This window comes from Streptococcus vicugnae, assembly GCF_016461705.1.
In the GTDB taxonomy this organism is placed as follows: domain Bacteria; phylum Bacillota; class Bacilli; order Lactobacillales; family Streptococcaceae; genus Streptococcus; species Streptococcus vicugnae.
In genome coordinates this window covers 622288-636538 of sequence record NZ_JAEMHW010000002.1, presented here as the reverse complement: position 1 = coordinate 636538, position 14251 = coordinate 622288, and the positions used below count along the sequence as shown (strand labels likewise).

Below are 14251 nucleotides of genomic sequence, written 5' to 3'. Positions count from 1 at the left end.
GAATTGTAGGAAGGAATCATGAAATGTTTTATTTAATTATTGCAATCTTAATTATTTCATATTATATTTTCATGGCTCCTAAAACAGTTCGTAATACTCTTGGAATGATTGGCTTGGTTGGCTTAGTAGCTATGCTACTTGTATTAGCGGTAATGAGCTTTGTTAGAATCATGCAATCACCACCAGAAATTTTTCTTGCACTTGCTATGGTTGCCTTGGGATTTTTCGCATTAAGGGACGTCTATCGCTTACCTGTTAAGAAAAATGAAAAAGAGCAATATAGCGAAAGAGGCTGAGTATTTACTCAGCTTTTTTTGTCATAAACACTCTATCAGACATTGCGACACTAAGATTGTCTTAAATGCCGTAGAATGATTGAAAAACGCCTTAAATAAAGGTAGAATAATATTATATTTGCAATGTTAGAATGGATATATTATGAAAAAAATTGAAACATTTGAAAATAAAAAAGTCTTAGTTCTTGGTTTAGCAAAATCTGGAGAAGCTGCAGCGCGACTCCTTGAAAAATTGGGTGCCATTGTCACCGTTAATGATGGTAAACCATTTGATGAAAATCCAGCTGCACAATCACTTCTTGAAGAAGGAATTAAAGTTATTTGCGGTAGCCACCCATTGGAACTTTTGGATGAAAATTTCGAATTAATGGTTAAAAACCCAGGTATTCGTTACGACAATCCGATGGTAGCTCGTGCGATTGAAAAAAATATTCCAGTCATCACAGAAGTTGAATTAGCCTATATGATTTCTGATGCTCCAATTATTGGGATTACAGGTTCAAATGGAAAAACAACAACAACAACTATGATTGCTGAAACACTTAATAATGGTGGTAAATCAGGTCTTCTTTCAGGAAATATTGGTTTTCCTGCTTCTGAAGTGGCACAGACTGCTACAGATAAAGACACTTTGGTTATGGAATTATCTTCTTTCCAATTGATGGGAACAGATACTTTCCACCCACACATGGCTGTTATTACAAACCTTATGCCAACACATATTGACTACCATGGTAGCTTTGAAGAATATGTTGCTGCAAAATGGAATATTCAAAAGAATATGACAGCAGAAGATTATTTGGTACTTAACTTTAACCAAGATTTGGCAAAAGAATTAGCACAAAAAACAGCAGCACAAGTTGTCCCATTCTCTACAACTGAGAAAGTTGACGGTGCTTACCTAGATGGTGATACTTTGTATTTCAAAGATGAAGCTATCATGAAAGCATCTGAAATCGGTGTTCCTGGTAGCCACAATGTTGAAAATGCTTTGGCAACAATTGCAGTAGCTAAATTGTCAGGAATTGCAAATGATGCCATTAAGGAAACATTAGCTCACTTTGGTGGTGTTAAACACCGTCTTCAATCCCTTGGTGAAGTTAATGGTATTAAATTCTATAACGATTCTAAATCAACTAACATTCTAGCTACTCAAAAAGCTCTTTCTGGTTTTGATAATTCAAAAGTTATCTTGATTGCTGGTGGACTTGATCGCGGAAACGAATTTGATGGACTTGTTCCAGATATTACTGGCGTTAAATTAATGGTTATTCTTGGTGAATCGGCACCTCGTGTGAAACGTGCAGCAGATAAAGCTAATGTTCCTTATGTTGATGCTAAAGACGTTGCTGATGCAGCTCGTATTGCTTATGGTAAAGCTGAAGCTGGAGATGTCGTTCTCCTAAGTCCTGCTAACGCAAGCTGGGATATGTACAAGAGTTTTGAAGTTCGTGGTGATGAATTCATCGCAACTTTTGAAGCCATTAAAGGAGAATAAGCATGGCTAAGAAAATTGTCTTTACCGGTGGTGGTACCGTAGGTCATGTTACCTTGAATTTGATTCTTATCCCGAAATTCATCAAAGATGGTTGGGAAGTTCACTATATCGGTGATAAACACGGAATCGAGCATGAACAAATTGAAAAATCAGGTCTAGATGTCACTTTCCATTCTATTGCAACAGGAAAACTAAGACGTTATTTCTCATGGCAAAATATGCTTGATGTGTTTAAAGTTTCATTTGGTATTCTTCAATCAATTGCTATTATTGCTAAAATTCGTCCACAAGCCCTCTTTTCAAAAGGTGGCTTTGTGTCAGTCCCACCAGTTATTGCAGCGAAAACACTAGGTGTTCCTGTTTTTGTCCATGAATCTGACTTATCAATGGGACTTGCTAATAAAATCGCTTATAAATTTGCGACGACAATGTACACAACATTTGAACAAGCTGAAGGCTTGGTGAAAGCAAAACATGTTGGTGCGATTACAAAAGTTGGTAGTAAAGTTGCTTATGATGAAAGCAAAATTGAAGATATTAAAAAACACTTTAACCCTGACTTGAAAACACTTCTTTTCATCGGTGGTTCTGCGGGGGCACGTGTTTTTAATGACTTTATTACAAATACCCCTGAATTGGTTGAACATTACAATGTTATCAATATTTCAGGAGATAAAAGTTTAAACGGATTGAGTCAAAATCTCTATCGAGTTGATTATGTCACAGACCTTTATCAGCCTTTGATGGACATGGCAGATGTTGTTGTGACACGCGGTGGTTCAAATACTATTTTTGAGTTGGTTGCCATGAATAAATTACACTTGATTGTGCCTCTTGGAAAAGAAGCTAGTCGAGGAGACCAGCTGGAAAATGCTGCTTATTTTGAGAAAAAAGGCTATGCTCGCCAACTTTCTGAAGACAAGCTAACATTTTCAAATTTAGAAGAAGAGTTAACACAACTTTTTGAACAAGAAAATAGCTATCACACACAAATGAAAAATTCCACTGAAATCAAGTCACAAGAAGAGTTTTATAATCTGCTTAAGCAAGATATTTCTAAGACTGCAAAAGGAATTTAAATGACAAAAAAGAAAGAGCCTAAAAAAGGTCAAAAAGATAAATCAGAAAAAAAATCGGCCTTGACGGAATGGCAAAAACGCAATATTGAGTTTCTAAAGAAAAAGGAAGCTGAAAAAGCGGAAAAGAAAAAACGCCAAGAAAAATTGCGTTTAGAACGTACACCAAAAACTAAAAAAGATGCAAAATCTGCTGAGGCTGAAAAAGCAGAAGATAAAGCATTAAGTGCTGAAGATAAGAAAAAGGTTAAGGAAGCTAAAAAACTACAAAAACTTGATGCTAAAAAAGAAAGAACACCTCTTCAAAAAGCTATTCACCATGCATTACCAGTTATCATCACTTCAGCCGTGCTTTTGTTGGTATCGATTTTTTTGGTAACGCCATTTAGTAAAAAGAAAATCATTACTGTTACAGGGGCGTCTACTATCAGTCAAGAAGAAGTTATTAAAGACTCAGGAATCAAACCATCTAATTACCTCTTCTCATTGATTTTCCACCATTCAGCTTATGAAAAGAATATCATCACTAAAAATAAAATGGTGAAAAGTGCTAGTTTTGCTTATCGTTTTCCAAATAAGCTAAACATAGATGTCAAAGAGTATAATATTATTGCCTATGCTCAGACCGACGATGGTTACCAACCAATCCTTGAAAACGGGACACGAATCGGTCTTGTAGGGGCTTCTGAATTACCAGATAGTTTCCTAACGATTAATCTATCATCAGAAAAAGATATTCAAAAACTAGTCAAAGCTTTTTCAAAGTTGGACAAAGATTTGGTTAATCAAATTCAAATTGTTAGTTCAGCTGATTCTGCGACAACATCAGATTTGCTAAAATTGGAGATGCATGACGGAAATGTTATCCGTGTTCCTTTGTCTGAATTAGCTAAAAAATTGCCTTATTATCTAAAAATTAAGGATGGCTTGCCTGAAAATAGTATCGTCGATATGGAAGTTGGAATTTATGCAACTTCTGAGTCTATCGAAGCATCTGTTGCGGCAGACAAAGAAAAAGCTAAAAACGAGAATAAACCGGAATCAGATGACAAAACTGATGAAGAGCAGAACTCTCAAATGGAATCAAGTGAGGATGCCACGGTAACTGAATCTACTGAGCCTGAAAACGGTGAGAATCAAGCATCTGAAGCGATTAACGAAGAACAGACAGATAACGATCCAGCCGCTGAACAAGCCGCTCAACAATAAAATTAAGTTTCTATAACAAAAAACGTAAAATGATAACATTTTACGTTTTTTTATGATATAATATTTTCTGAATAATTCTGATTTTATGCAGATTTTAGAATAGTAAATGATTGGAAAGATAGTGAGGTCGAGTGAATGGCTAGAAATGGCTTTTTTACAGGATTGGATATAGGAACAAGCTCGATTAAAGTTCTAGTAGCAGAATTTGTTTCTGGCGAAATGAACGTGATTGGTGTGAGTAACGTTCCCAGTACGGGAGTAAAAGACGGTATTATTATAGATATTGAAGCAGCTGCAGAAGCAATCAAAACAGCGGTTGAACAAGCAGAAGAAAAAGCCGGAATGACAATCGATAAGATTAATGTTGGTCTTCCTGCAAACTTGCTTCAAATCGAACCGACTCAAGGTATGATTCCGGTTCCTAGTGAATCAAAGGAAATTAAAGATGAAGACGTTGATAGCGTCGTTAAATCAGCATTAACAAAGAGTATCACTCCAGAACGTGAAGTTATCTCTTTGATTCCAGAAGAATTTATCGTTGATGGTTTCCAAGGTATTCGTGATCCACGTGGTATGATGGGGATTCGCTTGGAAATGCGTGGTTTGATTTATACTGGACCAACAACAATTCTTCATAACCTTCGTAAAACAGTAGAACGTGCTGGTATCAGTGTTGAAAATGTTATTATTTCACCACTTGCTTTAGCAAAATCAGTGCTTAACGAAGGTGAACGTGAATTTGGTGCTACTGTGATTGATATGGGTGGTGGTCAAACAACTGTTGCCTCTATGCGAGCACAAGAATTACAATACACAAACATCTACCCGGAAGGTGGCGAATATGTCACTAAAGACATTTCAAAAGTCTTGAAAACTTCTATGGAAATTGCTGAAGCCCTTAAATTTAACTTTGGTCAAGCAAACTTAGAAGAAGCAAGCCTTTCAGAAACTGTTCAAGTTGATGTTGTTGGTAGTGAATCACCAATTTCAGTTAGTGAACGCTACTTGTCAGAAATCATTTCTGCACGCGTTCGTCACATTCTAGATCGTGTTAAACAAGATTTAGAACGTGGACGTCTACTTGACCTACCTGGAGGAATTATTCTTGTTGGTGGTGGAGCAATTATGCCAGGTGTGGTTGAAGTTGCTCAAGAAATCTTTGGAACAACTGTCAAACTCCATGTTCCAAATCAAGTTGGTATCCGTAACCCAATGTTTGCTAACGTTATTAGCTTAGTTGAATACGTTGGTACAATGAGTGAAGTTGATGTTATTGCTCAACGTGCGGTATCTGGTGAAGAATTGCTTCGTCGTAAGCCAGTTGATTTCGAACCACAGCTACAAGTACAACCACGAGTTGCGTACAATAATGAACCAGCTGTGCCAGTTAACGAAAACATGGTACCACAACCAGCTCCAGTTCAACCTGTACAAAGACACGAAGAACCAAAATCAAAACTTAGTGAACGTGTTCGTGGTATTTTCGGAAGTATGTTTGACTAAACAATAAGTGAGGAATAAAAATGGCATTTTCATTTGACACAGCATCAGTACAAGGTGCAGTTATTAAAGTTATTGGTGTCGGTGGTGGCGGAGGTAACGCCATCAACCGTATGATTGATGAAGGTGTTGCTGGTGTTGAATTTATCGCAGCAAACACTGATATCCAAGCATTGAGCTCTTCAAAAGCTGAAACTGTTATTCAGTTAGGCCCTAAATTAACTCGTGGACTCGGTGCTGGAGGACAACCTGAGGTTGGTCGTAAAGCTGCCGAAGAAAGCGAAGAAGTATTGACAGAAGCTCTTACAGGTGCTGATATGGTCTTCATCACTGCTGGTATGGGTGGTGGATCTGGTACAGGTGCTGCACCAGTTATCGCACGTATCGCAAAAAGTCTAGGAGCTCTTACAGTTGCAGTTGTAACACGTCCATTCGGTTTTGAAGGTAACAAACGTGGGAACTTTGCAGCAGAAGGTATTCAAGAACTTCGTGAACAAGTTGATACATTACTTATCATCTCAAACAACAACCTTCTTGAAATCGTTGATAAGAAAACTCCACTTCTTGAAGCTCTTAGCGAAGCTGATAACGTTCTTCGTCAAGGTGTTCAAGGTATCACTGATTTGATTACAAATCCAGGTCTTATCAACCTTGACTTTGCCGATGTTAAAACAGTTATGGCTAATAAAGGTAATGCTCTTATGGGTATCGGTATTGGTTCTGGTGAAGAACGTATTACTGAAGCAGCTCGTAAAGCAATCTTCTCTCCACTTCTTGAAACAACAATCGATGGTGCTGAAGATGTTATCGTTAACGTAACTGGTGGTCTTGATATGACTCTTACTGAAGCAGAAGAAGCTTCAGAAATCATCAGTCAAGCAGCTGGTAAAGGCGTTAACATTTGGCTTGGTACATCTATTGATGACACAATGAAAGATGAAATCCGCGTAACTGTAGTTGCTACTGGTGTTCATCAAGATCGTGCTGAACAAGCAGCTGGTTTCCGTACACAACCAACTCGTTCATTTGCTAAAAACAATGCACAACAAGCAGCAGGCGCACAATATGCTTCAGAACGTGCTCAACAACCTAGTCAAACAACATTTGAACGTCGTTCAAACTTTGACTACGATATGAGCGAAAACCACGCAATGCCAGCTTCACAACAACCAACAGCTAACCAATCACAACAAAAAGATAATTCATTTGGAAATTGGGATCTTCGTCGCGATAACATCGCACGTCCAACTGAAGGTGAGTTAGATAGTAAATTAACTATGTCAACATTTACAGCAAACGAAGATGCTGATGATGAACTTGAAACACCACCATTCTTTAAAAATCGTTAATGACCGATTTTCAAAAAAATAAAGACCTTGTTTTTGAACAGGTTGCGCAAGCAACAAAAGCAGCCAATCGTTCACAAGAAAGTGTCAAAATTATTGCTGTGACGAAGTATGTTGGTAGTGGTGTTGCTGCTCGTCTTATTGACACAGGTATTGAACATATTGGTGAAAATAGGGTCGATATGTTTCTGGATAAGTATGAAGCGTTAAAAGATAGAAATTTAACATGGCACCTGATTGGTACACTTCAGCGTCGTAAAGTAAAAAATGTAATTAATTATGTTGATTACTTTCACGCTTTAGATTCTGTTAAATTAGCTGCTGAAATCCAGAAAAGAGCAGAGCATCCCATTAAATGCTTCCTACAGATTAATATTTCCGAAGAAGAGAGCAAACATGGCTTTAAAGTTTCAGAAATTGATGAAGCTTTAGCCAAAATCTCTGACTTTGATAAAGTGGAAATTGTAGGATTGATGACGATGGCGCCTAAGAATGCCTCTGAAGGTGAAATTGATGACATTTTTGGAAAAGCCGATCAGCTTAGACAAGAATTGCATGCACGACAATTACCTCATATGCCTTTTACAGAATTAAGTATGGGGATGAGTGGTGATTTCCCAATTGCTATTCGCAATGGGGCAACTTTTGTCAGAATTGGTTCATCATTCTTTAAATAACGGGAGAAAAACATGGCTTTTAAAGATAAATTTGACAAACTAATCTCTTATTTCGATACTGATGAGGTAAGTGATGTTGAAGAAACTGTTGAGGAAGAGGTTCAGCAACCTCGAATTCAACAACAAGTTGAGGCAAAGCCACAGCAAGCCCCTAGAAGAGTAGAGCAGCAATATTCGTCTGCACGTGCTCAACAAGTTCAGGCTGGTGGAGCTGTTCGCCAACGCGTACAACCTCAACAAAGACGAGCAGTTGATGAAAATCAACACGTTCATTCATTGAATCAACGTCGTGAAGAACAATTGCAAGTTCGTAACAATCAAACGACAACGACTATTGCTTTGAAATACCCACGTAAATACGAGGATGCTCAAGAAATCGTTGATTTATTGATTGTTAATGAATGTATTTTGATTGATTTCCAATATATGCTTGATGCACAAGCACGTCGTTGTCTTGATTTTATTGATGGTGCAAGTAAAGTTCTTTATGGAAGTCTTCAAAAAGTTGGTAGTTCAATGTATTTGTTGACTCCATCAAATGTCATCGTCAATCTCGAGGAACTTCCAATCCCAAATGCAGGACAAGATGTCGGATTCGACTTTGACATGAAGAGACGCTAATATATGATTTTTGTATTAATTGTACTATTAAAAACCATTCAATTTTACTCTTATCTGCTAATTGCGTATGCGCTTCTATCGTGGTTCCCAGGCGCCTATAACACTGGTTTGGGTCGTCTACTGGTTCAAGTCGTTGAACCAGTCATTAAACCTTTCCAACGTTTAAATCTTCAATTTATGGGATTAGACTTTACGATTTGGGCTGCAGTTATTGCCTTGAATCTACTAAGTCGTATTCTCATTATGTTATTAGTTCGATGAAAAAAGGAATTTATCAACATTTTAGACCTGATGAGTATGAGTTCATTGAAAAAATGGATGATGTTGCTCAGAGGGTGGAAGAGACATACGCTTATTCATTAACAGATTTTCTAAATCCTCGACAAGTTGACATTGCTAAAAGTGTTTTTGGAAATCGAGGTTTGCGATACTTTGTGTCCAGTGATTATTATCCTGCAGAGTACGCACGTATACTAGTTGCCCCTGAATACTATGAGTTGAATTTGGAAGATTTTGAATTAGCACTGCTAGAAGTGAATTACAATTCAAAATTTAATCAATTGACTCATGCTCAAATAATGGGAACTTTACTTAATAAGCTTGGAGTTAAGCGTACGATTATTGGAGATATTTTAGTTGAAACTGGCTACGCACAGCTCTTAGTCACTAAAAGTATGGTTGATTATTTTAGAGCTAATGTGACTAAGATTGCTAAAGCGAGCGTGAGCCTAAAAGAAGTTTCACTTGATCATTTGATTACTGGTGAAAAAGAATCACATCAACTTGATATCATGGTTTCAAGTATGCGTTTGGATAAAGTTCTAGCAACAGTTTTGAAGCTTTCGCGAAGTCAAGCGATTCAGCTTATTAATGCTGAGAAGGTAAAACTTAATTATCAAACACTTGATAGAACTTCAGAAATGCTTCAAGTTGGAGATTTGATTAGTGTTAGAGGATTTGGTCGTTTTTCAATTCTAAGTGAGAATGGGCTTACCAAGAATGGGAAATATAAATTGACCGTAGATAAGATGATACACAAATAAGGAGAAATCAATGGCACTTACAGCACTTGATATTAAAGATAAAACATTTAAATTAAAATTTCGTGGATATGACGAAGAAGAAGTTAATGAATTTCTTGATATCGTTGTAGATGATTACGAAGATTTGGTTCGTCGTAACCATGAACAAGAAAACAGAATTAAAGATTTGGAAGATAAGCTTGCTTACTTCGATGAAATGAAAGAATCTTTGAGCCAATCTGTTATTCTTGCTCAAGAAACTGCTGAAAAAGTAAAAACTTCAGCTAATGATGAAGCTGCTAATCTTGTTAGCAAAGCAAATTACGATGCGCAACATCTTATTGATGAAGCAAAATCAAAAGCAAACCAAATTTTGCGTGATGCAACTGATGAAGCTAAACGTGTTGCGGTTGAAACTGAAGATTTGAAACGTCAAACACGTGTCTTCCATCAACGTTTGGTTGCTGCTATCGAAGGCCAACTTGGTTTGACAAATTCACCAGAATGGGCAGAGTTGTTGCAACCAACTGCTGTTTACCTCCAAAATTCTGATGCAGCTTTCCGTGAAGTTGTTGAAAAAGTTTTGGAAGAAGAAATGCCTGAAACTGATGACGAATTGTCAATGGATGCTACACGTCAATTCACTCCAGAAGAAATGGAAGAATTGCAACGCCGTGTTGAAGCAGGAAATAAACACCTTGAAGAAACACAAAAACTTCCTGTTATTGATGATGACGACATCAACCTTAACGAAACACAAACATTTAAACTAAATATTGAAGAATAAGAAAAACGCGATTGATATGCTATATTTACAGCGAGCGGACGATGGTGCGAGGTCTGCAATCACTGGGATATCAATTATCCTTTTCTAAGATTTTATCTGAATAAAGTAGGATAAAAGGGATAAACTCACCTTACGAGTTACAGAGGGAAATTTAGATTTCTACCCTATTATTTAGTGTAGCTAAATTTCTAAACTAAGGTGGTACCACGAGCTTTCGTCCTTATTGAGGCGAGAGCTCGTTTTGTTTTACCATTTAAAAATTGTCATTTTTCTGTCGATGATTCATCATAGGCAGTTGAATATTATTTACTATAAGGAGTAGTCATGAAATTAAAAGAAACGCTTAATCTTGGAAAAACTGCTTTTCCAATGCGTGCTGGACTCCCAAATAAAGAGCCTAAATGGCAAAAGGAATGGGAAGAAGCAGACATCTATGCTAAACGTCAACAACTAAACGAAGGAAAACCTTCATTTAACCTCCACGATGGACCTCCATATGCTAATGGTAACATCCACGTTGGTCACGCCATGAACAAAATTTCTAAAGACATTATTGTGCGTTCAAAATCAATGTCTGGTTTCCGTGCTCCTTATGTTCCTGGTTGGGATACACATGGACTTCCAATTGAACAAGTATTGGCTAAAAAAGGTGTAAAACGCAAAGAAATTCCTTTGACTGAATACCTTGAAATGTGTCGTGAATACGCTCTTAGCCAAGTAGATAAACAACGTGAAGACTTCAAACGTCTTGGTGTGTCTGCGGATTGGGAAAATCCATATGTAACACTTATTCCTGCATATGAAGCTGCACAAATCCGCGTATTTGGTGCAATGGCTGATAAAGGATACATCTACCGTGGTGCAAAACCTGTCTACTGGTCATGGTCATCTGAATCTGCCCTTGCCGAAGCAGAAATTGAATATCACGATATTGATTCAACATCACTTTATTATGCTAACAAAGTTAAAGATGGTAAAGGTGTTCTTGATACTGATACATACATCGTTGTTTGGACAACAACTCCATTTACAGTAACAGCTTCACGTGGTTTGACTGTTGGTCCTGATATGGATTATGTTGTTGTTAAACCTGCTAACGATGATCGTAAATTTGTGGTTGCTGAAGCACTTTTGGATAGTCTTGCTGAAAAATTCGGTTGGGAATCATTTGAAGTAGTAGCAAAACATAAAGGTACTGAACTTGAATACATCGTTACAGAACACCCATGGGATACAGAAGTAGATGAACTTGTTATCTTGGGTGATCACGTTACACTTGATTCAGGTACTGGTGTTGTCCACACTGCTCCTGGTTTTGGTGAAGATGACTATAACGTAGGTGTTAAATACAATCTTGAAGTTGCCGTTACTGTTGATGAACGCGGTATCATGATGGAAAATGCTGGCCCTGAATTCCAAGGTCAATTCTATGATAAAGTAGTTCCAACTGTTAAAGAAAAACTTGGTAATCTTTTGCTTGCTAGCGAAGTTATCACTCACTCATACCCATTTGACTGGCGTACAAAAAAACCTATCATCTGGCGTGCAGTTCCACAATGGTTTGCATCTGTTTCTAAATTCCGTCAAGATATCCTTGATGAAATTGATCGTACAACCTTCTATCCAGAATGGGGTCGTACTCGTCTTTACAACATGATTCGTGACCGTGGTGACTGGGTTATCTCACGTCAACGTGCATGGGGTGTTCCACTTCCAATCTTCTACGCTGAAGATGGTACAGCAATCATGACTAAAGAAGTTACTGACCACGTTGCTGACTTGTTCGAAGAATTTGGTTCAATCGTATGGTGGGAACGTGATGCTAAAGATCTTCTTCCAGAAGGATTCACTCACCCAGGTTCACCAAATGGTGAATTCACTAAAGAAACTGATATCATGGACGTATGGTTCGATTCAGGTTCTTCATGGAACGGTGTTATGAATGCTCGTGAAGGTTTGGAATATCCAGCAGATCTTTACCTTGAAGGTTCTGACCAATACCGTGGTTGGTTTAACTCATCATTGATCACTTCAGTTGCTGTCAATGGACATGCTCCTTACAAAGCAGTGCTTTCTCAAGGATTCGTTCTTGATGGTAAAGGTGAAAAAATGTCTAAATCAAAAGGTAACATCATTTCACCAAACGACGTTGCTAAACAATACGGTGCTGAAATCCTTCGTTTGTGGGTAGCTTCAGTGGATACTGACGCTGACGTTCGTGTTTCTATGGAAATTCTTGGTCAAGTTTCAGAAACTTACCGTAAAATCCGTAACACACTTCGTTTCTTGATTGCTAACACAACAGATTTCAATCCAAATAAAGATGCTGTTGCCTACGAAGATTTGCGCTCAGTTGATAAATACATGACTGTTAAATTCAACCAATTGGTAGCAACAATTCGTAAAGCTTATGAAGACTATGATTTCATGGCTATCTACAAAGCAGTTGTTAACTTCATCACAGTTGATTTGTCAGCCTTCTATCTTGATTTTGCCAAAGATGTTGTCTACATTGAAGCAGCAGATAACCTTGCTCGTCGTCAAATGCAAACAGTCTTCTACGATATCTTGGTTAAAATCACTAAATTGTTGACACCAATTCTTCCTCACACAGCTGAAGAAATCTGGTCATATCTTGAATTTGAACCAGAAGAATTTGTTCAATTGTCTGAATTACCAGATGCTGAAGTCTTTGAAGGTCAAGACAATATTCTTGAAGAATGGGATGCCTTCATGACACTTCGTAACCAAGCTCAAAAAGCATTGGAAGAAGCTCGTAACGCTAAAGTTATCGGTAAATCATTAGAAGCTCACTTGACAATTTATGCTAGTGAAGAAGTGAAAACTCTTCTAACAGCGCTTGACAGTGACATTGCTCAATTGTTGATTGTATCACAATTGACTGTTACTGATGAAGCAGCACCAGCTGATGCCGTAGCCTTTGATGGTGTAGCCTTTACAGTAGCGCATGCTGAAGGACAAGTTTGTGATCGTTGTCGTCGCGTTGATCCAACAGCTAAAGAACGTTCATATGGTGTTACAATTTGTGACCACTGTGCTGAAATCGTTGAAGCAAACTTCCCAGAAGCAGTTGTAGAAGGTTTTGAAGTTAAAGCAAAATAAGATCATAATTTGCATTACAAAAACGAACTCATATTGAGTTCGTTTTTGTATGCGAAGAAAATAAAAAATCAGGTTACGAGAACCTGATTAAAGAGCTGTTGGGAAGGAAATTTCAATTAGATTAGCAGTATGTAGTGTTTTTAATTGATCTAATTGAACGGTTGACTTGTCAATTTTGCGTTTGAGGAAAAATTCTCGAATGGCTTCAATTTCACTGTCTTTAATAGCACGATACTTGTTTGAAATCAACAGCTCGTAGTGACTTGGTGCTTGTGTGAAAACAACATCGGTATTTCCTGCAGAGTAGGTCTCAACGAGTTTAGCGTCCGTGTTACGAAGCTGGTTACGGACTAGCTCGGAATGACTACTTGTTGTGTTGATTAACCTCATAAATTTCCTCCTATGAACTTTCTACCATTATTATAACACTATTTTAGGTGAAAAACTTAGAATATGAAATTTTAATGATGATTTTTTTTCCAAGCATCAACGCCCCATTTATGGCTGCCTCGTTTTAATTTTACAATAGCATCATCGATTGAAAACCAAGCTAAATTGTTAAAATCTTCAAGTGGGTCACCAAGTTTTTCAAAATGAGTTACTTCATAAATGTAAGCTGGATTATAAAAATAAGTATCACGGTGGCGTGAGTAGAAGTACTCATCAGCTTGTCCGTAATAATAACCTAGTTCAGCAGAGAAGCCTAGTTCTTCAATTAATTCTCGTTTTAAAGCTGAAAAATGATCCTCACCTGCCTCGATTTCTCCACCTGGTAGGAACCAAGAGCCGTTAGGGGCTTGAACTAAAATGATTTGGTCTTTAGTCGCATTTGGAATGATAGCATACACTCCATAGCGTGCCTTGTATTCAACATTATCAAGTTTTTCACCAAAAGTTGGATTTGACATAATATTCTCCTATAAAACAAGTGTCCGAATGAGTGGAGATGGAATGATTAATCTCTAAAGTAGATTTGTAAGAGTGGCTATTGTTGTTATTATACTAAAAAAAGTTGTCTTTTGCTAGAAAATTGTCGGAATATTTTGATTTTGATAATTGGTTGATATAAAAAAGCCTAGAAAATTTGATTTTCTAG

The 14251-nt window shown here is 37.5% G+C and carries 14 protein-coding genes; 12 read left to right on the top strand and 2 right to left on the bottom strand.

What is annotated here, in order from left to right; translation table 11 throughout:
- Window positions 1–23 precede the first annotated feature (23 nt).
- The 12 genes from JG537_RS06655 to ileS all read left to right on the top strand — a co-directional run bounded on the left by JG537_RS06655 (window position 24) and on the right by ileS (window position 13155).
- Window positions 24–296: a DUF3165 family protein gene (locus JG537_RS06655; RefSeq protein ID WP_199544450.1), complete on the top strand. Its 273-nt coding sequence runs from the start codon at window positions 24–26 to the stop codon at window positions 294–296.
- A 142-nt stretch (window positions 297–438) separates the two neighbouring features.
- Window positions 439–1794: a UDP-N-acetylmuramoyl-L-alanine--D-glutamate ligase gene (gene murD, locus JG537_RS06650; RefSeq protein WP_199544448.1), complete on the top strand. Its 1356-nt coding sequence runs from the start codon at window positions 439–441 to the stop codon at window positions 1792–1794.
- A gap of 2 nt (window positions 1795–1796) precedes the next feature.
- A complete protein-coding gene (locus JG537_RS06645; RefSeq protein WP_199544446.1) occupies window positions 1797–2873 on the top strand; it encodes a UDP-N-acetylglucosamine--N-acetylmuramyl-(pentapeptide) pyrophosphoryl-undecaprenol N-acetylglucosamine transferase in 1077 nt (358 codons plus the stop codon).
- Entirely contained in the window at window positions 2874–4079 is a 1206-nt protein-coding gene (locus tag JG537_RS06640) for a cell division protein FtsQ/DivIB (RefSeq protein ID WP_199544444.1), read from the top strand.
- A 135-nt stretch (window positions 4080–4214) separates the two neighbouring features.
- A complete protein-coding gene (ftsA, locus tag JG537_RS06635) occupies window positions 4215–5582 on the top strand; it encodes a cell division protein FtsA (protein ID WP_199544442.1) in 1368 nt (455 codons plus the stop codon).
- Between the two features lie 20 nt (window positions 5583–5602).
- A complete protein-coding gene (gene ftsZ, locus JG537_RS06630) occupies window positions 5603–6928 on the top strand; it encodes a cell division protein FtsZ (RefSeq protein WP_132869287.1) in 1326 nt (441 codons plus the stop codon).
- Complete coding sequence (locus JG537_RS06625) at window positions 6928–7602, top strand: YggS family pyridoxal phosphate-dependent enzyme (protein ID WP_199544440.1); 675 nt, start codon at window positions 6928–6930, stop codon at window positions 7600–7602. The genes ftsZ and JG537_RS06625 overlap by 1 nt, the downstream gene beginning before the upstream one ends.
- A 12-nt stretch (window positions 7603–7614) precedes the next feature.
- Window positions 7615–8223 carry a cell division protein SepF gene (locus JG537_RS06620; protein WP_132869289.1) on the top strand — a complete coding sequence of 203 codons (609 nt, stop codon included), beginning with the start codon at window positions 7615–7617 and terminating at the stop codon, window positions 8221–8223.
- Between the two features lie 3 nt (window positions 8224–8226).
- Entirely contained in the window at window positions 8227–8484 is a 258-nt protein-coding gene (locus JG537_RS06615) for a YggT family protein (RefSeq protein WP_132869290.1), read from the top strand.
- Window positions 8481–9266 carry a YlmH family RNA-binding protein gene (locus JG537_RS06610; RefSeq protein ID WP_199544438.1) on the top strand — a complete coding sequence of 262 codons (786 nt, stop codon included), beginning with the start codon at window positions 8481–8483 and terminating at the stop codon, window positions 9264–9266. Before JG537_RS06615 ends, JG537_RS06610 begins: the two co-directional genes overlap by 4 nt.
- A 10-nt stretch (window positions 9267–9276) precedes the next feature.
- A complete protein-coding gene (locus JG537_RS06605) occupies window positions 9277–10032 on the top strand; it encodes a DivIVA domain-containing protein (protein ID WP_199544435.1) in 756 nt (251 codons plus the stop codon).
- Between the two features lie 324 nt (window positions 10033–10356).
- Complete coding sequence (gene ileS, locus JG537_RS06600) at window positions 10357–13155, top strand: isoleucine--tRNA ligase (RefSeq protein ID WP_199544434.1); 2799 nt, start codon at window positions 10357–10359, stop codon at window positions 13153–13155.
- Window positions 13156–13242: 87 nt separating this feature from the next.
- Here ileS and JG537_RS06595 read toward each other — a convergent pair whose 3' ends face one another.
- Window positions 13243–13545, bottom strand: a complete 303-nt coding sequence (locus JG537_RS06595) for a DUF1827 family protein (RefSeq protein WP_132869679.1) — start codon at window positions 13543–13545, stop codon at window positions 13243–13245.
- Window positions 13546–13616: 71 nt separating this feature from the next.
- Window positions 13617–14063 carry an NUDIX hydrolase gene (locus JG537_RS06590; RefSeq protein ID WP_199544432.1) on the bottom strand — a complete coding sequence of 149 codons (447 nt, stop codon included), beginning with the start codon at window positions 14061–14063 and terminating at the stop codon, window positions 13617–13619.
- Window positions 14064–14251 lie beyond the last annotated feature (188 nt).

What these genes read in the sequence shown, in the direction of transcription:
- JG537_RS06655 (WP_199544450.1), top strand. Translation starts at nt 24, where the DNA reads ATGTTTTATTTAATTATTGCAATCTTAATTATTTCATATTATATTTTC.
- murD (WP_199544448.1), top strand. Translation starts at nt 439, where the DNA reads ATGAAAAAAATTGAAACATTTGAAAATAAAAAAGTCTTAGTTCTTGGT.
- JG537_RS06645 (WP_199544446.1), top strand. Translation starts at nt 1,797, where the DNA reads ATGGCTAAGAAAATTGTCTTTACCGGTGGTGGTACCGTAGGTCATGTT.
- JG537_RS06640 (WP_199544444.1), top strand. Translation starts at nt 2,874, where the DNA reads ATGACAAAAAAGAAAGAGCCTAAAAAAGGTCAAAAAGATAAATCAGAA.
- ftsA (WP_199544442.1), top strand. Translation starts at nt 4,215, where the DNA reads ATGGCTAGAAATGGCTTTTTTACAGGATTGGATATAGGAACAAGCTCG.
- ftsZ (WP_132869287.1), top strand. Translation starts at nt 5,603, where the DNA reads ATGGCATTTTCATTTGACACAGCATCAGTACAAGGTGCAGTTATTAAA.
- JG537_RS06625 (WP_199544440.1), top strand. Translation starts at nt 6,928, where the DNA reads ATGACCGATTTTCAAAAAAATAAAGACCTTGTTTTTGAACAGGTTGCG.
- JG537_RS06620 (WP_132869289.1), top strand. Translation starts at nt 7,615, where the DNA reads ATGGCTTTTAAAGATAAATTTGACAAACTAATCTCTTATTTCGATACT.
- JG537_RS06615 (WP_132869290.1), top strand. Translation starts at nt 8,227, where the DNA reads ATGATTTTTGTATTAATTGTACTATTAAAAACCATTCAATTTTACTCT.
- JG537_RS06610 (WP_199544438.1), top strand. Translation starts at nt 8,481, where the DNA reads ATGAAAAAAGGAATTTATCAACATTTTAGACCTGATGAGTATGAGTTC.
- JG537_RS06605 (WP_199544435.1), top strand. Translation starts at nt 9,277, where the DNA reads ATGGCACTTACAGCACTTGATATTAAAGATAAAACATTTAAATTAAAA.
- ileS (WP_199544434.1), top strand. Translation starts at nt 10,357, where the DNA reads ATGAAATTAAAAGAAACGCTTAATCTTGGAAAAACTGCTTTTCCAATG.
- JG537_RS06595 (WP_132869679.1), bottom strand. Translation starts at nt 13,545, where the DNA reads ATGAGGTTAATCAACACAACAAGTAGTCATTCCGAGCTAGTCCGTAAC.
- JG537_RS06590 (WP_199544432.1), bottom strand. Translation starts at nt 14,063, where the DNA reads ATGTCAAATCCAACTTTTGGTGAAAAACTTGATAATGTTGAATACAAG.